At 65.2% G+C, this 20,135-nt stretch carries 22 protein-coding genes; 13 read left to right on the forward strand and 9 right to left on the reverse strand.

Annotation, left to right across the window (positions count from 1 at the left end; genetic code table 11):
* Positions 1–211: 211 nt before the first annotated feature.
* From thrS to OKQ63_RS11230, 5 genes are all read left to right on the forward strand, one after another.
* Positions 212–2,158 carry a threonine--tRNA ligase gene (gene thrS, locus OKQ63_RS11210; RefSeq protein ID WP_264210159.1) on the forward strand — a complete coding sequence of 649 codons (1,947 nt, stop codon included), beginning with the start codon at positions 212–214 and terminating at the stop codon, positions 2,156–2,158.
* Between the two features lie 232 nt (positions 2,159–2,390).
* Positions 2,391–2,696 (forward strand): BufA1 family periplasmic bufferin-type metallophore, encoded by a 306-nt coding sequence (locus OKQ63_RS11215; RefSeq protein ID WP_264210160.1) that lies wholly within the window; start codon positions 2,391–2,393, stop codon positions 2,694–2,696.
* Positions 2,697–2,764: 68 nt separating this feature from the next.
* Positions 2,765–3,619 (forward strand): MNIO family bufferin maturase, encoded by an 855-nt coding sequence (bufB, locus tag OKQ63_RS11220; protein ID WP_264210161.1) that lies wholly within the window; start codon positions 2,765–2,767, stop codon positions 3,617–3,619.
* Complete coding sequence (locus OKQ63_RS11225) at positions 3,616–4,371, forward strand: HvfC/BufC N-terminal domain-containing protein (RefSeq protein WP_264210162.1); 756 nt, start codon at positions 3,616–3,618, stop codon at positions 4,369–4,371. Before bufB ends, OKQ63_RS11225 begins: the two co-directional genes overlap by 4 nt.
* A 4-nt stretch (positions 4,372–4,375) precedes the next feature.
* The gene (locus tag OKQ63_RS11230) at positions 4,376–4,939 is read left to right on the forward strand and encodes a DoxX family protein (RefSeq protein WP_264210163.1); all 564 of its coding nucleotides are present in this window, start codon (positions 4,376–4,378) and stop codon (positions 4,937–4,939) included.
* Positions 4,940–5,010: 71 nt separating this feature from the next.
* On the opposite strand, the gene OKQ63_RS11235 is transcribed toward OKQ63_RS11230, so the two are convergent.
* Entirely contained in the window at positions 5,011–5,379 is a 369-nt protein-coding gene (locus tag OKQ63_RS11235; protein WP_264210164.1) for a hypothetical protein, read from the reverse strand.
* A gap of 42 nt (positions 5,380–5,421) precedes the next feature.
* On the reverse strand, positions 5,422–5,739 hold the full coding sequence (locus OKQ63_RS11240) for an ArsC/Spx/MgsR family protein (RefSeq protein ID WP_264213910.1): 318 nt from the start codon (positions 5,737–5,739) through the stop codon (positions 5,422–5,424).
* 188 nt (positions 5,740–5,927) lie between these two features.
* Between OKQ63_RS11240 and OKQ63_RS11245 the strand changes: the two genes are divergently transcribed.
* Positions 5,928–6,134 carry a cold-shock protein gene (locus tag OKQ63_RS11245; RefSeq protein ID WP_264210165.1) on the forward strand — a complete coding sequence of 69 codons (207 nt, stop codon included), beginning with the start codon at positions 5,928–5,930 and terminating at the stop codon, positions 6,132–6,134.
* A gap of 57 nt (positions 6,135–6,191) precedes the next feature.
* Here the strand turns inward: OKQ63_RS11245 and OKQ63_RS11250 are convergent, their stop codons facing one another.
* Positions 6,192–6,671: a dihydrofolate reductase gene (locus OKQ63_RS11250; RefSeq protein WP_264210166.1), complete on the reverse strand. Its 480-nt coding sequence runs from the start codon at positions 6,669–6,671 to the stop codon at positions 6,192–6,194.
* 18 nt (positions 6,672–6,689) lie between these two features.
* Positions 6,690–6,788 carry a thymidylate synthase gene (locus OKQ63_RS11255; protein WP_264210168.1) on the reverse strand — a complete coding sequence of 33 codons (99 nt, stop codon included), beginning with the start codon at positions 6,786–6,788 and terminating at the stop codon, positions 6,690–6,692.
* A gap of 517 nt (positions 6,789–7,305) precedes the next feature.
* Between OKQ63_RS11255 and OKQ63_RS11260 the strand changes: the two genes are divergently transcribed.
* From OKQ63_RS11260 to OKQ63_RS11270, 3 genes are read left to right on the forward strand one after another with little or no spacing between them, the layout of a single operon-like run.
* Positions 7,306–8,679, forward strand: coding sequence for an aminotransferase (locus OKQ63_RS11260; protein WP_264210169.1), 1,374 nt, complete (start codon positions 7,306–7,308; stop codon positions 8,677–8,679).
* 3 nt (positions 8,680–8,682) lie between these two features.
* On the forward strand, positions 8,683–9,564 hold the full coding sequence (gene aguB / locus OKQ63_RS11265; RefSeq protein WP_264210170.1) for an N-carbamoylputrescine amidase: 882 nt from the start codon (positions 8,683–8,685) through the stop codon (positions 9,562–9,564).
* On the forward strand, positions 9,561–10,022 hold the full coding sequence (locus OKQ63_RS11270; protein ID WP_264210171.1) for a GNAT family N-acetyltransferase: 462 nt from the start codon (positions 9,561–9,563) through the stop codon (positions 10,020–10,022). The genes aguB and OKQ63_RS11270 overlap by 4 nt, the downstream gene beginning before the upstream one ends.
* Positions 10,023–10,071: 49 nt before the next feature.
* On the opposite strand, the gene OKQ63_RS11275 is transcribed toward OKQ63_RS11270, so the two are convergent.
* Genes OKQ63_RS11275 through OKQ63_RS11290 form a run of 4 tightly spaced genes read right to left on the reverse strand, consistent with a single transcriptional unit; the run spans position 10,072 to position 14,797 of the window.
* Positions 10,072–11,184: an agmatine deiminase family protein gene (locus OKQ63_RS11275; protein WP_264210172.1), complete on the reverse strand. Its 1,113-nt coding sequence runs from the start codon at positions 11,182–11,184 to the stop codon at positions 10,072–10,074.
* Positions 11,185–11,199: 15 nt separating this feature from the next.
* The gene (locus OKQ63_RS11280; protein WP_264210173.1) at positions 11,200–12,129 is read right to left on the reverse strand and encodes an ABC transporter permease; all 930 of its coding nucleotides are present in this window, start codon (positions 12,127–12,129) and stop codon (positions 11,200–11,202) included.
* Positions 12,126–13,133, reverse strand: a complete 1,008-nt coding sequence (locus OKQ63_RS11285) for an ABC transporter permease (RefSeq protein ID WP_264210174.1) — start codon at positions 13,131–13,133, stop codon at positions 12,126–12,128. The genes OKQ63_RS11280 and OKQ63_RS11285 overlap by 4 nt, the downstream gene beginning before the upstream one ends.
* A gap of 11 nt (positions 13,134–13,144) precedes the next feature.
* Positions 13,145–14,797, reverse strand: a complete 1,653-nt coding sequence (locus OKQ63_RS11290) for an ABC transporter substrate-binding protein (protein WP_264210175.1) — start codon at positions 14,795–14,797, stop codon at positions 13,145–13,147.
* Positions 14,798–15,010: 213 nt separating this feature from the next.
* On the opposite strand from OKQ63_RS11290, the gene OKQ63_RS11295 reads away from it, so the two are divergent.
* Both OKQ63_RS11295 and OKQ63_RS11300 read left to right on the forward strand, forming a co-directional pair.
* The gene (locus OKQ63_RS11295; protein WP_264210176.1) at positions 15,011–16,000 is read left to right on the forward strand and encodes an ABC transporter ATP-binding protein; all 990 of its coding nucleotides are present in this window, start codon (positions 15,011–15,013) and stop codon (positions 15,998–16,000) included.
* Positions 15,997–17,040: an ABC transporter ATP-binding protein gene (locus OKQ63_RS11300; RefSeq protein WP_264210177.1), complete on the forward strand. Its 1,044-nt coding sequence runs from the start codon at positions 15,997–15,999 to the stop codon at positions 17,038–17,040. The genes OKQ63_RS11295 and OKQ63_RS11300 overlap by 4 nt, the downstream gene beginning before the upstream one ends.
* Here the strand turns inward: OKQ63_RS11300 and OKQ63_RS11305 are convergent.
* Positions 17,037–17,918, reverse strand: coding sequence for a LysR substrate-binding domain-containing protein (locus OKQ63_RS11305; protein WP_264210178.1), 882 nt, complete (start codon positions 17,916–17,918; stop codon positions 17,037–17,039). The two genes, OKQ63_RS11300 and OKQ63_RS11305, sit on opposite strands and share 4 nt — an antisense overlap.
* A 100-nt stretch (positions 17,919–18,018) precedes the next feature.
* Between OKQ63_RS11305 and OKQ63_RS11310 the strand changes: the two genes are divergently transcribed.
* Together OKQ63_RS11310 and OKQ63_RS11315 are read left to right on the forward strand one after the other, a co-directional pair.
* Positions 18,019–19,038 (forward strand): agmatine deiminase family protein, encoded by a 1,020-nt coding sequence (locus OKQ63_RS11310; RefSeq protein ID WP_264210179.1) that lies wholly within the window; start codon positions 18,019–18,021, stop codon positions 19,036–19,038.
* Positions 19,035–20,129 carry an agmatine deiminase family protein gene (locus OKQ63_RS11315; protein ID WP_264210180.1) on the forward strand — a complete coding sequence of 365 codons (1,095 nt, stop codon included), beginning with the start codon at positions 19,035–19,037 and terminating at the stop codon, positions 20,127–20,129. The genes OKQ63_RS11310 and OKQ63_RS11315 overlap by 4 nt, the downstream gene beginning before the upstream one ends.
* Positions 20,130–20,135 lie beyond the last annotated feature (6 nt).

The following is a 20,135-nucleotide window of genomic DNA, read 5'->3' on the forward strand; positions in this document are numbered from 1 at the left end:
CAATATTTTTTTGTTATTTTTCAGATGCTTACCGGTATACACATATGTGCAACCGCATGCACAGGCACACAATGAGGATTTCCAGCGGGATATCAGCCACATGCAGACCCATCTTGACTTGACCCTGCTTTGACCGCAAAACGCGCGGACCAAACACATACCCGCAACCGGGCGTTCTGTGGGCGCCAAACCGACGAGGAGCAGCCAGACCATGGCCCAAATCTCTCTCACCTTTCCCGATGGCAATGCACGATCCTATGACGCAGGCGTGACCCCTGCGCAGGTGGCCTCCAGCATTTCCACCTCGCTGGCCAAGAAGGCCATCTCCGCCACCGTCAACGATCAGCACTGGGACCTGCAGTGGCCGATCGAGAGTGACGCCGCCATCGCCATCCACACCATGAAGGACGAGGCCCAGGCCAATGAGCTGATCCGCCACGATCTGGCGCATGTGATGGCCCGCGCGGTGCAGGAAATCTGGCCCGACACCAAGGTCACCATCGGCCCGGTGATCGAAAACGGCTGGTACTACGACTTCGACCGCGCCGAACCCTTCACCCCCGAGGACCTCGGCGCCATCGAGAAAAAGATGAAGGAAATCATCAACAAGCGTGATGAGGTCCGCACCGAGGTGTGGGAGCGCGGCCGCGCGATCCAGCATTACACCGACAACAATGAGCCCTATAAGGTCGAGCTGATCGAAAGCATCCCGGGCGATGAGCCGCTGCGGATGTACTGGCACGGCGACTGGCAGGACCTGTGCCGCGGCCCGCATCTGCAGCACACCGGCCAGCTGCCGGGCGATGCCTTCAAGCTGATGTCGATTGCCGGCGCCTACTGGCGCGGCGACTCCTCGCGCCAGATGCTGCAGCGGATCTACGGCGTCGCCTTCACCGGCAAGGAAAAGCTGAAGGCGCATCTCACCATGCTGGAAGAGGCCGCCAAGCGCGACCACCGCAAGCTCGGCCGCGAGATGGATCTGTTCCACATGCAGGAAGAGGCGCCGGGCCAGATCTTCTGGCACCCGAACGGCTGGACCGTCTACACCCAGCTGCAGGACTACATGCGCCGCCAGCAGCGCCGCGGCGGCTATGTCGAGGTGAACACCCCGCAGGTGGTGGACCGCAAGCTGTGGGAACGCTCGGGCCACTGGGACAAGTATCAGGAAAACATGTTCATCGTCGAAGTCGACGAGGAGCACGCCCGCGAAAAGGCAGTGAACGCGCTGAAGCCGATGAACTGCCCCTGCCACGTGGAGATCTTCAAGCAGGGCCTGAAATCGTACCGCGACCTGCCGCTGCGCATGGCCGAATTCGGCTCCTGCAACCGCTACGAGCCCTCGGGCGCGCTGCACGGCATCATGCGGGTGCGCGGCTTCACCCAGGATGACGCGCATATCTTCTGCTCGGAAGATCAGATCGAAGCCGAGACCGCCACCTTCATCGACTTCCTGTCGACGATCTACAAGGACCTCGGATTCGAGAAGTTCTCGGTCAAATTCTCCGACCGCCCGGACACCCGCGCCGGCTCCGATGAGGTCTGGGACAAGGCTGAGGCCGCCCTGCTGTCCGCAACCCGCGCCGCCGGGATCGAGCCGGAACTGAACCCGGGCGAAGGCGCCTTCTATGGTCCCAAGCTGGAGTTCGTGCTGACCGATGCCATCGGACGCGACTGGCAGTGCGGCACCCACCAGGTCGACTTTGTTCTGCCGGAACGGCTGGACGCCACCTATATCGGCGCCGACGGCGCCAAGCACCGCCCGGTCATGCTGCACCGCGCCACGCTGGGTTCCTTCGAGCGCTTCATCGGCATCCTGATCGAGGAACACGCAGGCAAGCTGCCGTTCTGGCTGGCGCCGCGGCAGGTGGTGGTTGCCTCGATCACCTCGGAAGCCGATGACTACGTGCAGGAGGTCGTGGCCGCGCTGCAGAAGGCCGGCGTGCGCGCCGAGGCCGACATCCGCAACGAGAAGATCAACTACAAGGTCCGCGAGCATTCCGTGGGCAAGGTGCCGGTCATTCTCGCCGTCGGCCACCGCGAGGTGGAGGAACGCACCGTTTCCGTGCGCCGCCTCGGCGAAAAGCAGACCAAGGTAGAGTCCTTGGAAAATGTTACAAAGGCGCTGGCCACCGAGGCCACCCCGCCGGACCTCCTGTAACATTCCGCGCCAAATACAGCTTCAGCGGCCCCCACACGGGGGCCGTTTTGTTTCAGCCCGCGGCAAAGCCCCGCGATTACATGGCTTTGCACCGGGTTTTCCCGGCAGTTTCCGTCACATGTGCTGACGCGGGCGTGAGACACGGCCTCGTGATTTACACTCAGCAAAACCGCGGGTTAGTGTTTCCTTGTCATCCACGACACCGCATGCATAACCGAAAGGATTTCACGAGATGTCGAACACTGCAAAATCCCTGGCCGTTGCCAGCGCCGTTGCTGCCGCTTTGACCGCCGCTTCGACCATCCCCGCCGCCGCCGCCACCAAAGAAAAATGCTACGGCGTGTCGCTGGCAGGCCAGAACGACTGCGCGGCCGGCCCCGGCACCACTTGTGCAGGCACCTCGACCACCGATTACCAGGGCAACGCCTGGACCTTGGTTGACGCCGGCACCTGCGAAGGCCTGGAACTGCCGGCCATGGCAGACGGCACTGAGCGCAAAGGCTCGCTGGAGCCGCTGGAGCGCGACCAGCCGGCCTAAGCGCTGTGTGAATTCAGGGGCGGGAGTATGAATTCCCGCCCCTTTTGCAACCTGAGTCCGGAGTCCCCATGCTTGACGCCGCTGCCCATGAAACCCTGCCCGCCGCCGCCGGTGTTGGCTACAAGCCGCAGCATTTCACCCGGATCACTGCGGATCCGGGCTGCGTCGAATGGCTAGAAATCCACGCGGAGAACTACATGGGCGACGGCGGCCGTCCGCTCGCGCAGCTGCGCCGCCTGGCTGAACGCTTTGCCATCTCGGTGCATGGCGTCGGCCTGTCGATCGGCGGCGAAGGGCCGCTGGATGCGGATCACCTCGCCCGGCTTAAGCATCTGGTTGGCTGGCTGAACCCCGCCAGCTTCTCCGAACATTTGGCCTGGTCCACCCATGACAGCCACTTTTACAACGACCTGCTGCCGCTGCCCTGCACGGATGCCAGCCTGCAGCGGATCTGCGATCACATCGGCGAACTTCAAGACACCATCGGCCGCCGGATGCTGCTGGAAAACCCCTCCAGCTATCTCGCCTTTGCCGAAAGCACCTGGTCCGAACCGGAGTTTCTGGCTGAAATTTCCCGCCGCACCGGCTGCGGGCTGCTGCTGGACGTGAACAACGTGTTTGTCTCGGCCGCCAACCTGGATTTTTCGCCCCAAGGCTACATCGACGCCTTCCCGCTGGCGAACGTCGGCGAAATCCACCTCGGCGGCCATGACGCGGATGAGGACGATGACGGCCGCCCGCTGCTGATCGACAGCCACGGGCGCGCGGTTGCGGACCCGGTCTGGGCACTGCTGGATTACACGCTGGCCAAATCCGGCCCCAGGCCAGTGCTCATCGAATGGGACAACGCCGTGCCGGACTGGGTGGTGCTGGAGGCCGAAGCCGCCCGCGCTGCAGCCGCGCTGGAGCGCATTCCGGCATGAGCGTCAGCCAGGCAGAGTTCGCCCGCGCCCTGATGGATGCGGGCCAGGCGGTGCCGGACGGGCTGGTGGATCATCAGGCCCGGCCTGCAGGCCGCCGCTTCAGCGTCTACCGCAACAATGTCGCCGTCTCATTGACCGAGGCGATGCACAGCGCCTTTCCGGTGATTGCCAAGCTCTTGGGCAAGCAGAACATGGACGGCCTTGCCGGCCTCTACCTGCGCCGGCACCCGCCGTCCTCACCGCTGATGATGTTCTACGGCGAGCACTTCCCGGCCTTTTTGGAGGGTATGGAGCAGCTGAACCACCTCGGCTATCTCGGTGATGTGGCAAGGCTGGAGCTGGCCCTGCGCCGTGCCTACCACGCCGCCGACGCCGCCCCGATTCCGCCGGAAACGCTTGGCGCGCTGCCACCGGATGCGCTGCTGGACACCAGTCTGACGCTGGCGCCGGCGCTGCAGGTGCTGCGCTCGCCCTGGCCCATTCACGGCCTGTGGCGCTACAACACCGAAGACGGCGCGCCCAAGCCCCGGGCCGAAGCACAGGACGTGCTGATCACCCGCCCCGAATTCGACCCCATTCCCCAGCTGCTGCCGCCTGCAGGCGCGGTCTGGATCCGCGCCCTGATGGGGGGCGCCACCATCGGCGCTGCCCTGGAACAGGCCGCCGAAGAAGACGAAACCTTCGACCTGGGTGCCACCCTGGCCCTGCTGCTGCAGGGTGGCGCGATCACAGGACTGGACAGCAAAAGGTAAGACCATGCACGCACTTGTCTCCATTCACAACGCAGTCTTCGGCCAGGTGGAACGGGCCGGCAGTTGGCTGCTGCCGCTGGCCGCGCGCTTTGTCTTCGCGTCCACGCTGCTGTTCTATTTCTGGAACTCCGGCCTGACCAAGCTGGGCAGCGGCTTCCGCGGCCTGTTCAGCCCCTCGATCGGCGCCTACAGCCAGATCTTTCCGAAACAGCTGGAGGCCGCGGGCTATGACGTTTCCCAGTTCAGCTTTTTCCATAAACTGGTGGTTCTTGCCGGCACCTATGCCGAATTCATCCTGCCGCTGCTGATCGTGATCGGCTTGGCTGCCCGCCTTGCCTCGCTCGGCATGATCGGCTTTGTCGCCGTGCAGTCGCTGACCGACGTCTACGGCCATGGCGCCACCGATGACAAGACGCTCGGCGCCCTGTTCGACCGTTTCCCCGATGCGGTGATCCTCGACCAGCGCCTGTTCTGGGTCTTCCTGCTGGCGGTTCTGGTGATCAAGGGCGCAGGTGCCCTGTCCGTCGACGCCCTGCTGCGCCGCCGGATGGAGCCTGTTGCCGCCTGACCCGGCTGTCCCCTGCAGAAATGGCGCCCTGCCTCCGGCAGCGGCGCCTTTTTCCTGCGGGCCGGTGAGGATCAGAAATGCGCCTTGGGCTCATCCGGCCGGCCCGCCGCCAGCGCCATCAGCCCGGCGGTTGCAGCAAAGCTGATCGGGAAGATGGTAAAGACATTGAAGCCAAAACCCGCATACATCCCCGCCGCCGAGCCCAGCAGCAGCACACCGCCCCAAAGGGCGCGCGCCCGCGCCATCGCCCCGCCGGCAATCGCCAGCATTGGCGACAGCACCGACAGAAGCCGCAGCTGTTCAACGTTCTCGACCTGCTCGGCCAACCCCTCAAGCTCGCCGAAATGCTCCACCGCGGCGGTGTAGCCATAGCCGAAAAAACCAACGATCATTCCGAAAATCCCGGCAATGATCCCCAGAACCAGGGCCGCGTTGCGCATCCTCAATCTCCCGAAACCTGCCTTGCCGACATAAGCAGCAGGTCACGCAGCCCCAAGAGCCGACTGCACGTTCTGATCCCAACCCAGGAATAATTCCCCGTCACGCTCGATCAGCGGCCGCTTCATCAGCGCAGGATGCGCGCGCAGCAGCGCCAGCGGTTCACCCGCCCGCTCTTCCTCGCCGAGGCCGCGCCAGGTGGTTGAGCGCGTGTTGACCAGCTTGGCACCGAATTCGGCATAGGCCGCGGACAGAACCGCCTCTGGCACAGCCTCGGCGCGGATATCGACCAGGACGGAACCCGGCAAGTTTTTCAATGCCTTACGGCATGCATCACAGTTCTTCAGCCCAAATATCTTCATAAATCCCCCTATGTTCCCGGCCGATTTCGCACAATTTATGGTAGAATTCACCAGTTTCTCTTGATTTTCAGTCAGCCCGTGTAAAACTTGAAGTTGTCCAGCCAAGCCTTGTGCACGTCGGCCAAGGGACGGGCTGGATGCCTTGGGATGCCCCAAGGCGAAGTGCAAAGTAGAAGGAGACACGGGAAATGCCAAGCGGCACCGTGAAGTGGTTCAACACCACCAAAGGGTACGGGTTTATTGAACCCGATGAAGGCGGCAAGGATGTGTTTGTGCACATTTCCGCGGTTGAGCGGTCCGGCATGACCGGCCTCGCCGACAACATGAAAGTCGGCTACGAGCTGTCCGAAGGGCGCGACGGCCGGCAAATGGCGGCAGAACTCAAGGCGATTTGACATCTGCAATTCAGCACTGCGCCCGGGGTCAGACTGGGCGCAGGCAAACGGGGCCGGTCAGGCCCGCCGCAGATACTCGGCCATAACGCAGGCCGGATCGCTGCCGCGCAGCACGGTTTCCCCGGCCTTGCTCCAGCCGTCGGCCTGGAACTCCGGGAAAAAGGCATCTGCATCCTCAACAGTCAGATCCACCTCGGTAACCAGCAGCCGGTCGGCCATGTCCAGCATGCCGCGGTAAATCCGCTCGCCGCCGATACCGTAGATGCGGCGGTAGCCCTGCGCATAGGCTTCCTGCACTGCGTCAGCGATCGAGGGCAGCACGGTCTCTGCCGCGCCCGGATTCGAGGACACCACCAGGTTCAACCGGTTTTTCAACGGCTTGAACGGCAGACTGTCCCAGGTATTGCGGCCCATGATGACGGCGCCGCCCAGGGTTTCACGCTGAAACGCTTTCAGATCCTCCGGTGCGTGCCAGGGAATGCCGTTGTCCTTGCCAATGGCCCCGTTGCGCGCCCGCGCGGCGATCAGGGTAATCATGAATGTCTTCCTTTGAATTCAGACCGCAACCGGCATCTTGACCGCCGGGTCCGGGTCATAGTTCAGGATCTTGAAATCTTCAATGCGGAATTCGGATACCGGACTGCCGCTTGCCATGAAATGGTCCCCTCTGAAAGAGCCAGGCCAGAATCCGCATTCCTTCCGCCAGCCGTTGCAGTGCCCGGCCCGCCTTGCGCTGCCAAACCGGGGTTCTGCGCGTGTACCCTTGATAACCGCAGGTTCCAGGGCGAGCAAGGCGGCGGGGTACCCAGTGGTCCGGAAATCATGCGCAATTGGGCTGCACCCTCTCTCAGGCCGGTCTTCTGAATAGCCGGCAGCCGGCTGCGGCAAGGGACAACAATGATGGAAAAACCGCCGGACGTAACGGGCCGCTTCGGTGGCATGCACTGCACGCCGGCGGCGGGCGGCCCCTGCAGGGCGGTCCGGTAAAGCTCCGGTCTGCCCCTCAGGCGCTGCTTTTCAGCGGCCGGCACGGGTGGCCACCGTGCGCGCAGCCCGGACCAGGGTCTTTCGCAGGCAGCGGGCCGCGCCAATACCCCCAGCGGGGGACTGTGATGGCATGGCGGCCTGAGGGAAGCTGGGGCACACCCCGGCCACATTCAGGAGAGCCCCGATGACCGCACCCGGCACGCAGACAGCATGGGCACAGGACCGCGCCCACCTTTTGCACCCTTACACGGATTTCGCCGCATTTGCCGATGAGGGCTGCCATGTGATCGAGCGCGCCGAGGGCATGCATGTCACTGATGCGGACGGCAACCGGCTGCTGGACGGCATCGCCGGGCTCTGGTGCGTGAACATCGGCCATGGCCGTGAAGAGATGGCCGAGACCATCGCCAGGCAGGTGATGGACATGCAGTATTACAACCCGTTCGGCCACAGCACCAACGTGCCGGCCGCCCGGCTTGGCGCCAAGCTGGCGGAGCTGGCGCCGGGAGACCTGAACCACGTCTATTACAGCTGCGGCGGCTCCACCGCCAATGATGCCGCGGTGCGGCTGGTGCACTATTACTTCGACATGAAGGGACTGCCCCGGAAGAAAAAGATCATCTCGCGGCTGAACGGCTATCACGGCGCAACCTACGTGGCCGCCTCGCTCACCGGCATCCATGGCACCAAATACGGGTTCGACCGGATCGGCGAGGACTTCATCAGCCATGTCTCGGAGGCCAACCTCTATGCCAAGCCGGAGGGCTGGAGCGATGCCGAATACTGCGATGATCTGGTGCGCGAGTTCGAAGCGCGTATTCAGCAGCTTGGCCCCGATAACGTGGCCGCCTTCATTGCCGAGCCGATCATGGGCGCCGGCGGCGTGCTGGTTGCGCCCGAGGGTTACCACAAGCGCATGCATGAGGTCTGCAAGACCCATGGCATGCTCTATATCGCCGATGAAGTGGTCACCGGCTTTGGCCGCCTGGGCGAATGGTTCGCCTCGGAAACGCTGTTCGGCTATGCGCCGGACATCCTGGTCTGCGCCAAGGGGCTGACCTCCGGCTATATCCCGCTGGGCGCAACCCTGATCTCGGACGAAATCCATGACACCATCGCCAGGCCGCAATGCGAGGGCGGGGTGTTTTCGATGGGGTTCACCTATTTCGGGCATCCCGTGGCCTGCGCCGCGGCGCTCAAGAACATCGAGATTATCGAGCGCGAGGGAATTCTTGAGCATGTACAGGCAGTTGGCCCCTACTTTCAGAACAGCGCCCAATCCCTGCTCAACCTGCCAATCGTGGGCGATGTGCGCGGCAGCCATCTGATGCTGGGCATCGATCTGGTTGCCGGCAAGGCCAGCAAGGCCCCGATCGGACTGTCCGAGCAGGCCGCCGCCAAGGTGTTCAAGGGCTGCGTTGAGCGCGGCGTCATCGTGCGCCCGGTCGGGGACCGGATCGTCCTGTCGCCGCCTTTGATCATCAGCAGGGACCAATGCGATGAGCTGATCGGGGCCGTTGCCGGCTCGATCCGGGACTTCATCGCCAGCCAGGAGTGAAACATGCGCCAGATAACGCTTGCCGCGACCCAGATGGCCTGCAGCTGGGACATCGACGATAACATTGCCAAGGCCGAAGCGCTGGTGACCGGCGCCGCCGAAGCCGGGGCGCAGATCATCCTGCTGCAGGAGCTGTTCGAAACCCCGTATTTCTGCCTCGAACAGTCGCTTGGCCACCTGGCACTGGCCCGGCCGTTGGAGCAAAGCCGCGTGGTGTCGCATTTCGCGTCGCTGGCCGGAAAGCTCGGCGTGGTACTGCCGATCTCCTACTACGAGGAGGCGGGGCTGGCGCGCTACAACTCGCTGGCCATCGCCGATGCGGACGGGACCATTCTGGCCAACTGCCGCAAGACCCATATCCCGCAGGCCCCGGGGTATGAGGAGAAATTCTATTTCTCGCCGGGCGACAGCGGTTTTCAGGTGGTTGAGACCCGATTCGGCCGGATCGGCTGCGGCATCTGCTGGGACCAGTGGTTCCCGGAGACCGCCCGCTGCCTCGCCCTGCAGGGCGCCGAGGTGCTGCTGTTCCCGACCGCCATCGGCACCGAGCCGAAAAACCCGGACCTGGACAGCAGCGGCCACTGGCGGCGCACGATGCAGGGCCATGCGGCAGCAAACATGATCCCGGTGGTGGCGTCCAACCGCGTCGGCACCGAGCGGGAGGGCGGAACCGCCGGTGTGTTTTACGGCACCTCCTTCATCACCGGCCACACCGGGGAAATCCTGGCGGAGGCCGGCCGCGCGGAGGAGACCTTCATCACCGCAACCGCCGATCTGGAGGCCGCCGCGCGCTACCGCAGCAGCTGGGGCGTGTTCCGGGACCGCAGGCCGCATATGTACGGGGCACTGCACACACTGGACGGCAGGACCGGGAGCCCGGGATGACCGATCTGCTGACCATCAGGCCCATCAAGGCTCAGGACCGTCAAAGCTGGGACCGTCTGTGGACCGGCTACCTCACCTTCTACAAGACTTCCCTCCCCGCGCAGATCTACGACAGCAGCTTTGCCAGACTGCTGTCGGCGGATGCACGCGAGTACCGCGGGCTGATCGCCGAATTGAATGGCGAAGCCATTGGCCTCGCCCATTATCTGCTGCACCGCGACATGTGGACGGTTGAGGACACCTGCTACCTTCAGGATCTGTATGTCGGCCCCGAGGCGCGCGGCGCCGGCATCGGGCGTGCGCTGATTGACGAGGTAGCAAGGCGCGCGACAGCCGGAAATGCCACGCTCCTGTACTGGCACACGCAGGAGTTCAATAACACCGCACGCAGGCTCTACGACCAGGTTGCCGCGCTGACACCTTTCGTGAAGTACGACAAACCCCTCTCCCCCGACTGAAAAAGGGGCCAAGCAATTGGCCCCTTCCTTTTTTGTACTCAATCCGCAGTCAGGCCGCGGGCACCTGCTGGGTGATGCAATGCACCCCGCCGCCGCCGCCGCCGATCATGCGGCCGGAAACCCCAACAACCCGCCGCCCCGGAAAAGCCTCGCGCAGGATGGCAAGCGGCTGGTCATCCTCGCCCTTCCGGCCCGACACCGGCACCACGACAGCGCCGTTGCAGACATAGAAATTCATGTGGACCACGTCATAACTGGTCAGCGGGATTTCAAGGATCTCAAAGCGCCGCCCGCCGGCGTCCGTTGCCTCCTGAAGAATGCGCTTGGCGGTCTGGGTGATCCGGAAATTCGGGTCGGCACGGTCATCGGTTGTGTGCAGCAGCACCACGCCCGGCGCGGCAAAAGCCGCGATGCCGTCCACATGCCCGTCCGTGATCGGGTCCGGCGTCAGCCCGCGGGGCAGCCAGATCACCTTGCGCACCCCCAGAAATGCCTTCAGCTCGGCTTCCACCTGCGCCTTGCTCCAGCCCGGATTGCGGTTCCTGTGCAGCAGGCATTCCTCGGTGGTCAGCAGGGTCCCCTGCCCGTCCACCGCCACCGCACCGCCTTCCAGCACCAGGTCCGAGACCTGCATCGGCAGGCCCAGATGCGCCGCAAACCGGCCTTTGGCCAGCGTGTCCTGCCTGTAGGGCGGAAACTTGCGGCCCCAGCCGTTGAAAGTGAATCCGGCCACCCGGCGCTCACCGTTCTTGTTCTGGACGATCATCGGTCCGCTGTCACGCGACCAGGCGTCATTCAGCGGCATCTCGATCAGGGTGATTTCCGCAGACAGCAGCTTTTCCGCCGCCGTCCTGTCCTGCCGCCGCACCGCCATGGTGACGGGTTCAAACTCCGCCACGGTATTGGCCGCATCCGCCCATTCCCTCCGTGCGGCCCTCAGCTGGCCGGAATGCCAGTTCTGCGGCGGCGGGAATTGCATCAGCGTGCGTTCGTGCCTCTCCCATTCGGCCGGGAAGGCAAAACCATCCGCGGCAGCGCTGCCCGGAATAACTTCTGCTCCGGTCTTTGCGTAGTTTACGGACCGGGCCGCGGCGGCAGGGTGTGCTGCCAGCGTGCCGGTCAGCGCCGCTGTTGCGGAGGCGAGAAAATGTCTTCGGTTCATATCGGATTTCCTTGTTCAAATGCCGGCCTCGGAAGCGCCGAGCGAGGGGTCCAGGTGGTCGCGCAGGCTGTCGCCCAGCAGGTTGAAGCCGATTGCGACCAGCGCGATGGCGCCGCCGGGGAACACCGCCAGCCACCAGGAGGCAGGCTGATGGGTGAGGCTGTCAAAGATCATCGCGCCCCACTCCGGCGTTGGCGGTTGCGCGCCAAGCCCGAGGAACGACAAGCCCGACGCCGCCAGGATCACAAAGCCCACGTCAGTGGTGGCCTGAACGATCACCAGAGGCCACACCATCGGCAGCAGGTCGGAGAAGATCAGCCGCAGGTGCGAGGCGCCCATGCAGCGGGCGGCGGCGATGAACTCCTGTTCCTTCAGCGACAGGATGCGGCTGCGGATCAGCCGGGCGTACCAGGGCCAGAACACGGCCGACAGTGCAATGGCGGTGGAGAGCATGCCGCCGCCGAAGCTGGCGGCAATCGCAGCCGCCAAGATCAGCGCCGGGAACGCCAGGAACAGGTCGGTGACGCGCATCAGGATCTCATCGGCCAGCCCGCCGGCGTAGCCCGCAATCAGCCCGAAACTGGTGCCGATCACTGCGGCAACGGCCAGCACCGCAAAGGACACAGACAGCGAGATCCAGGATCCCGCCACCACCCGCGCCAGCATGTCCCGGCCGATCTTGTCGGTGCCCATCCAATGCTCCGCCGAGGGCGCCTCAAGCCGCGCCCGGATGTTCATCCTGAGCGGGTCGAAGGCGGTGATATGGGTGTCCATCAGATGGGCGCCGAACGCCAGGATGGCAACCGCCACCACCAGGGCGGCAATTGCCACCGCCAGCGCCGCCTGGCCTGACGAGCCGGCGAAACCAGCCACCGGGCGGAGGATGCGGCCCAGCGCTTCGGGCAGACGGGCGCGGGCCTGGGGCAGAGAGGTTCCGGTGCTCATGTCAGATCCACCCGCGGGTCAAGGAAGGAATAGCTCAGATCAACCAGGAAGTTGATCAGCGTGTAGGCCACCGACACCACCAGGGTGATCGCCATGATGGCGTTGTAATCCGAGGCCGAGATGGCGTTTGCGGTGTAGCGGCCCAGCCCCGGCCAGTCGAAGATCAGCTCGATGAACACCGCGCCGGAAATCAGCAGGCCGGTGTTCAGCCCGAAGATGGTGACGATCGGCAGCAGCGCATTGCCCAGCGCATGTTTGAAATAGACCCGCGCCGGCGAAATCCCCTTGGCGCGCGCGGTGCGGATGAAATCCTGCGACAGCACCTCCAGCAGCGAGGTCCGCACCACCCGGATGGTGATCGCCATCGACGGGATCGCCAGCACTGCAACCGGCAGGATCATGTGGTGCAGCGCGTCCGCGAACAGATCGAACCGGCCCGCAATCAGGCTGTCGATGGTCAGGAAGCCGGTCACAAACTCGGGCGCCGCGATCCCGGTGCCAAGCCGCCCGCCGAATGGCACCAGCCCCAGGCTGGCAAAGAAGATCAGCTGGAAGATAAGCGCGATCCAGAAGTCGGGCACCGACAGGCCCAGAACCGCCACGCTGCGCACGCCGGCATCCGCGGGCCGGCCGCTCTTCACCGCCGCCAGCGTGCCCAGCAGCACCCCCAGCACCAATGAGATCAGCCCCGCCGCGAGGACCAGTTCCAGCGTGGCCGGAAAGAAGGTCAGGATATCTTCGGAGATCGGCCGCCGGGTGACGACGGAACGTCCGAAATCCCCCTGCAGCAGATTCCCGGCATAGGCCGCGAACTGCGTTGTGACCGGGTCATCCAGGCCAAGCCTGCCGCGCACCGCCGCCACCGCCTCGGCATCGGCGCGCGCGCCGGCAATCAGGCGCGCGGGATCGCCCGGCAGCAGCCGGGCGAGCGCAAAGGTCATCAGCACGACCCCGGACAGCAGCACCACAGTGGCCGCCGTGCGTCTGAGAATGAAGCGCAGCATTCCGGCGGCCCTCAGGATGTGCGCGACAGGTTGTACATGTCGAGCGTCGCCACATAGATCGGGTTGTTCTCCAGCCCGGCAATGTCGCTGCGCGATACGAACTGCGACCGTTCCTGCTGGATCGGCAGCCAGGCCGGATCTTCATGTGTCAGAATATCGGCTAGGCGCCGGAACCTGGCCGCCATCTCTTCATCCATCACCTGATTGCGCAGCCCGTCGATCAGCGCCGTTGCCTCGGCATTGGCATAACGCCCGGTGTTGCCGTCAAAGGTGGCCGCATCGCCGCTGAACAGCCCCCAGGCAAAACTGTAGGGATGGTCCACATTCGGCCACCAGGAGAAGTAGAACAGATCCGGGCGCTCCTCGGCTGTGCCTTCGCCGAAGAACACGTCGAGATAGGCGGAGAAGGACATCTCCTGAAGCTTGAGATCGATCCCGATTTCCGACAGCCAGGCCTGCAGCAGCTGGCCTTCGATGTCGCCGAAGCCGGAGTAATAGGCCATCGTCAGCTCGGTGCCCTCGGCAATGCCTGCCTCGGCCAAAAGGGCGCGGGCCTTGTCCGGATCGAACGGCAGCAGACGGTCCTTGCCGTCCATGCCCTGCATCAGCGACGGGAAGACCGAGGTGGGCTTGTCCGCCGTCCCAAGCGCCACCTCCTTGATGTAGGTGTCGTGGTCAAAGGCATGGCACAGCGCCTGGCGGGCCTTGGGGTCGGCCAGTTTTCCGTCGGTGGCAAAGGCCACATACTGCACGGTGAAGGTTGGCGTGTCGCTCAGGGAGAACCGCGGGTCATCGCGCAGAACCACCGTATCCTCCGGCTCCATCGCCAGCGTCATGTCGGCTTCCCCGGTCTCCAGCAGCTGGCGGCGAGTGGCGGAAACCGGAATGGTCTTGGTGATCACCCGGGTGAAATGCGGATGCTCCCAGCCGCCGCGATAGGCGGCATTGGCGGCAAAGGTTGCGTCCTGGCCCGGGTTGAGGCTTTCCAGCGTATAGGGGCCGGTGCCCACCGGATTGGCCTGCAGGTATTCCGACCCCATGTCATCATCGCCCTTGGAATGCGCCTCCGCCGCCGCCGGGCTGGCGATCCAGAACCCGTATTGCGACGACACCTGCCGGTCGAAGAACGGGCGCGGTTCGCCCAGGTCAAAGCGGATGGTCTGTGCGTCCAGCACCACGATCTGGCTGTCCGGATCCTCCAGCTGCCAGGTACCGGACAGACCGGCGGGGTGCAGCACCAGGCGGGTGACTGCTTTCTTCACCGCGGCGGCATCGCAGGGGGTGCCGTCGTGGAACATCGCCCCTTCGGCCAGCGTAAAGGTCCAGCTGCTGGCGTCCTCGCTGGCCTCCCAGGATGCGGCCAGCGCCGGCACTGCCTGCAGCGTCCTGGTGCCATCCAGGACGGTCAGCGTCTCATAGACCGGGCGCAGCCCGTATGCCCATTCGATATTGGTCGCCGGGTCCAGGTTTTCGACCGTTGCATCCACCAGCACCACCAGGGTGTCCGGGTCCCGGGCGCCAAGACCGGGCGGTGCCGCAGTCCCTGCCGCCCAGGCTCTGGCCCCCGGTGCCGCCATCGCGGCAAGGGCGCAGCTGCCCGCCAGGAAAGACCGGCGCGGCAGGTGGAATTGCGGAGTGGTCGGGCGGTTTCGCGGATCGGTCATGGTCAGCTCCCTATGTTGCCAGGAAATCCGCGCCTCGACCGTCAGGGAGCCGCGTTGTGTTTCCTTGCCTCAAGCTCCCAAAATAACCGGGTTCCTGTCGATACCACCTAAGGGGCACAGCCAGCCGGGCGGGGTGGGCTATAGTTACCGCCATCGCCTCCGGCCTGCGCCCAGCGCCGGGGCACCCCAGCGGAAAAGGACATTGCGCGCATCATGGCACTTTTGGATGTCACAGACCTGACCGTAAGCCTCAAGGCAGGTGCCCGCACGGCCGCAATCGTCGAGCGTCTTTCTCTGCGCCTGGACCGGGGCAGATGCCTCGGCATTGTCGGTGAAAGCGGCTCAGGCAAGAGCACTGCGGCAATGGCCGTCATGGGGCTGCTGGCAAACGGCCCGTTGCGGGTGTCCGGGCAGATCCTGTTCGAAGGGCATGATCTGGCCCACCTGTCCGCGGCGGCGTTCCGCAAGCTGCAGGGCACCGGTATCGCGATGATCTTCCAGGACCCGATGAGCAGCCTGAACCCGGTGATGCGGATCGGTGATCAGATCGTGGAATGCCTGCAGGCACACCGGCGCCTGACAAGGGCCGAGGCCCGGTGCAGGGCGGTCGAGGCGCTGGCGCGGGTCGGCATGCCGGATCCGGACGGCATGATGGCCCGCTATCCGCACCAGCTGAGCGGCGGCCAGCGGCAGCGGGTGATGATTGCCATGGCCATTGTGTTCGAGCCCAAGCTGCTGATCGCGGATGAGCCGACCACCGCGCTGGACCTGACGATCCAGGCGCAGATCCTGCAGCTGCTGAAGACGCTTGCGCGCGATCTGAACATGGCGCTGGTGCTGATCACCCACGATCTGGGGGTGGTCGCCGGGATGGCCGACGAGGTGATCGTGCTGTATTCCGGGCGGGACGTGGAACGCGGCCCCACCGGGACCGTTCTGGAAAACCCGCAGCACCCCTATACCCAGGGACTGCTGGCAGCCCACCCGTCGCTGGACGGGGCGTGCGGCCGGCTGCCGTCCATTCCCGGCACCCCGCCCCCGGTCTGGCAGCGGCCGTCCGGCTGTGCTTTCCGCGACCGCTGCCCGGCGGCAACCAAAGACTGCGCCCTGGCGCAACCGCAGCCCGTTGCATTGCACCCGCCGGCGCACCGCGTGGCCTGCCTGCTGCATGCCGCCCCCTCCCAGGCAAAGGAAACCGCATGATCCAGCCCCCGCATCCCGCGCTTGAGATCAAGGACCTCTCGGTCGAATTCCGCACCGCCGGCAGCCGGCGGCTGTTTGAAAAACCGGCAAGCTTCAGGGCGCTCAGCGATGTGTCCCTGAGGATCCGGCGGGGCGAGGTGATGGGGCTGATCGGCGAATCCGGTAGCGGCAAGACAACGCTCGGCAAGGCTGTCGTCGGGCTGACCGGGACATCGGCAGGCAGCATCCGGATCAACGGGCAGCCCGTGGATACGGCGCACGGCGCCGCCCGGCGCGCACTGGCGCGGCAGGTGCAGATGGTGTTTCAGGACCCCTATGCGTCGCTGCATCCCAGAAAAACCATCGGCCAGACCCTGTCCGAACCCTTCAGGATCCAGGGAACCGCCTCCCGCCCGGAGCTTGAGCAGCGGGTCCGCGCGCTGCTGCAGCGGGTGGGGCTGAGCCCGGATCATGCGGCGCGCTGCCCCCAGCACTTCAGCGGCGGCCAGCGCCAGCGCATCGCCATTGCCCGGGCAATCGCCAATGATCCGCCGGTGATCATTGCAGACGAGCCGGTCAGCGCGCTGGATGTCTCGGTGCAGGCGCAAATCCTGAACCTGCTGGACGATCTGCGCGCAGAACAGGACATGGCGATGCTTTTCATCAGCCACGACCTGTCGGTGGTGCGGCACCTGTGCCAGCGCATCGCGGTCATGTACCTGGGCCGGATCGTCGAGATCGGCCCGTCCCGGGAGATGACCGCTGCGCCCGCGCACCCGTACACAACCGCCCTGATGTCGGCAGCACCGCGGGTCAAGGCCCGCAACAGGGCGCAGGCCAACCCGATTGTGCTGGCCGGCGACATCCCCTCTCACGCCGCCATTCCCAGCGGCTGCCCGTTCCACACCCGCTGCTGGCTTTACGCGCAGAAGGGCTGCCCGTCCCGCTGCCGGAGCGAAACACCGCCGCTTGCAACGCTGCCCGGCGGGCGCCGGTCCGCCTGCTTTTTTCCGGACGAGGCCGCACATCCGGCGCCCTGCTCTGCGCTGGCCTGCCGCTAGCAGCTGCCGGTGTCCATCAGCATCCAGTCCCACAGCGCCCGGACCGCAGCACGCTGAAGATTGCGCTCCAGCGTTGCAAGGTGATACGGACCGCCGCCGTGCAGGGATACCGGGCTCAGCACCTGCAGCCTGCCCTCGCTGACCAGCGGCTGCGCCAGCCCCCTGTCGCAAAGGCACATCCCCAGACCGCGCACTGCCGCATCAACCGCCAGCGCCGTATCGGAGAAGTTCAGCCCCCGCGAACAATCCGCCCGGTCGACCCCGGCGGCCAGGAACCAGCTCTGCCAGTCGTCGGGGTGTTCGTCATGGATCAGGGGCGCCTCGCTCAGCCGCTCCCGGAACCCGGCTGCCAGCCCGGGGCTCGCCAGCGCAACGCGTTCCTCCCGCAAGAACGGCGCCGAGACAAAGCCCTCGCCGGAGGGCGCCTCCGCGGTCAGGGTGATGTCGAATTCGGATTCTGCGAGGTCAACGCCCTGGCTGCCGGTGTAGAGCCAGGGATCCACCTCCGGATGGCTGCTGCGGAACCGCACGAGCCTGGGCGCGAACCACAGCGCACCAAAGACCGGCGGCATATGGATGACCACGGAGCCGGGTTTCGAGTATGCGTCCAGCCGCCGCACGCCAAGCCGCACCGTCTCCAGCGCGTCCTGCGCCGAGACCAGCAGATCGCGCCCGGCGTCGGTCAGCTCCACCCGCCGGTTGATGCGCAGGAACAGCGGCTGCTGCAGATGGGTCTCCAGCGTCCGGATCTGATGCGACACCGCCGATTGCGTCATGTTCAGCTCCGCCGCCGCCTGGGAAAAGCTGCCGAGCCGGGCCGCCGCCTCGAACCCGATCAAGGCGCCCAGAGGCGGAAGGGGGCGATACGGGTTATTCATTAAATTTACTCATCGTTTCCCGCCGAATTCCGCGTTTGTCGATAACATATGCTCACATCTAAACTGCACGGACAACAATTCTTGCACGATGGAGCCCTCCATGTCCGATCAGAAAACCCCGAAATCCGCGGGCTTCCGCATGCCTGCCGAATGGGCGCCGCACCAGCGCACCTGGATGATGTGGCCCACCCGCGAAGGGTTCTGGCCGGACATGGCCGGGACCCGCCGCAATTATGCCGCCGTGGCCCATGCCATCCGCGACTTCGAGCCGCTGGCCATGCTGGCCCGCCCGGAGGACGCCGCAGAAGCAAAATCGCTGCTGGGCTCGGACATCGATATCCTCACCAGCCCGATCGACGACAGCTGGGCGCGCGACGCCGGCCCCTGCTTCCTGACCGACGGCAAGGGCGGACGGGCGGGCGTGTCCTTTGGCTTCAACGCCTGGGGCGGCAAATACCAGCCGTTTGACGGGGATGACGCGGCGGCGGATGCAATCCTGAACGCCTCCGGTGTGCCGATCTTCCACTCCGGCCTGATCGCCGAAGGCGGCGGGGTGTCCGTTGACGGCGAAGGCACCATCCTGACCACCGAAAGCTGCTTTCCCAATGCCAACCGCAATCCGGGCTGGAGCCGCGCGCGCATCGAGCAGGAGCTGAAGGCGATGCTGGGCGGCGACAAGGTGATATGGCTGCCCGGCAATGCGCAAGAAACCGAAACCGACGGCCATGTCGACGGCATTGCCGCCTTCGTTGCGCCGGGCGTGGTGCTGATCGAGGCGGAAGGCCCTGCGGACCATGACTGGCACGGCATCAATGCGGCCAATATCCAAGCGATGGAGGGCCAGACCGATGCGCAGGGCCGCGCCATTACGCTGGTCAAGATCCCGGACGCCGCCAGCGCGGTTTCGGACGATCCGCGGTTCTGCCGCTCCTACGTCAATTCCTACATCTGCAACGGCGGCGTGGTGATGCCGGAATACGGCATCCGCGAGGACGGGCTGGTGCGCGAAGTGTATCAGGAGCTTTTCCCCGGCCGCCGCGTGGCCCAGGTGCCGATCCCCGCCATCGCCATCGGCGGCGGCGGCATCCATTGCATCACCCAGCAGGAGCCCGCAGCATGAACGTGCACGCATCCACCGAACTGACCGCAGCCCTTGCCAGCGGCAAAAGCCCCGGCGAGCTGGGATTTGTCATGCCCATCGAAACGGCACCCCACGCCGCCTGCTGGATGGCCTGGCCCTGGGACGCTCACCCGGACAACTGGGGCAGCGGCCTGGCTGCTGCTCAGCAGAATTTTGTGCGGGTTGCCGCTGCGATTGCCTGCTTCGAGCCGGTCCGGGTAGCCGCGCACCCGGATCACGCGGATCACGCCCGCAGCCTGCTGCCGCCTCAGATCGACGTCGTGCCGCTGGCGCAGAACGACCTGTGGTTCCGCGACACCGGCCCGCTGTTCGTGACCGATGGCACCGGGCGGACCATCGGCTCCAGCCTGATCTTCAACTGCTGGGGGGAGAAGTTCCCGGATTATGAACACGGCGCCGCCATCGGCGCCGCTCTGCTCCGCCACCTCGGTCTGCCGCTGTTTCAGTCCCCGCTCACCGGCGAAGGCGGCGGCTTGCATGCGGACGGCCGCGGCACGGTCATCACCACCGAGACCTGCTTTCTCAACCCCAACCGCAATCCGGGCATGACCAAAGCGGACGTGGAGCGCGAGCTGTTCCATGCCATCGGCGCCCGCAAGGTCATCTGGCTGCCCGGCGATGAGGCGGAATGGATCACCGACGGCCACATTGACGGCATGCTGACCTTCACCGCACCGGGCAAGCTGCTGTTCGAGCGCAACCCGGACCCGGCCAACCCGCGCCACGAGGTCTGCCAGGAGAACCTGAAAGCCCTGCGCGGGCAGACCGATGCCGATGGCCGCGAGATCGAGATCGGGCTGATCGACGAGGCTTATATGGTCGAACCTGAAACGGACACCACGGCGCTGTCCTATGTCAACGCCTATATCGCCAACCGCGGCGTGGTGATCCCCGCGTTCGGGACACCAACCGATACGGCGGCGCGGGAAATCTTTGCCAAGGCTTTCCCCGGCCGCGAAATCCTGCAAGCGGGCATGCAGGGCATCTGCCACGCCGGCGGCGGCATTCACTGCATGACACAGCAGCAGCCGGCCGGGGCCCGGACAGCGGCCAAAGCTTCTTTGGTATGATAATCG

Source organism: Leisingera thetidis, from assembly GCF_025857195.1.
In the GTDB taxonomy this organism is placed as follows: domain Bacteria; phylum Pseudomonadota; class Alphaproteobacteria; order Rhodobacterales; family Rhodobacteraceae; genus Leisingera; species Leisingera thetidis.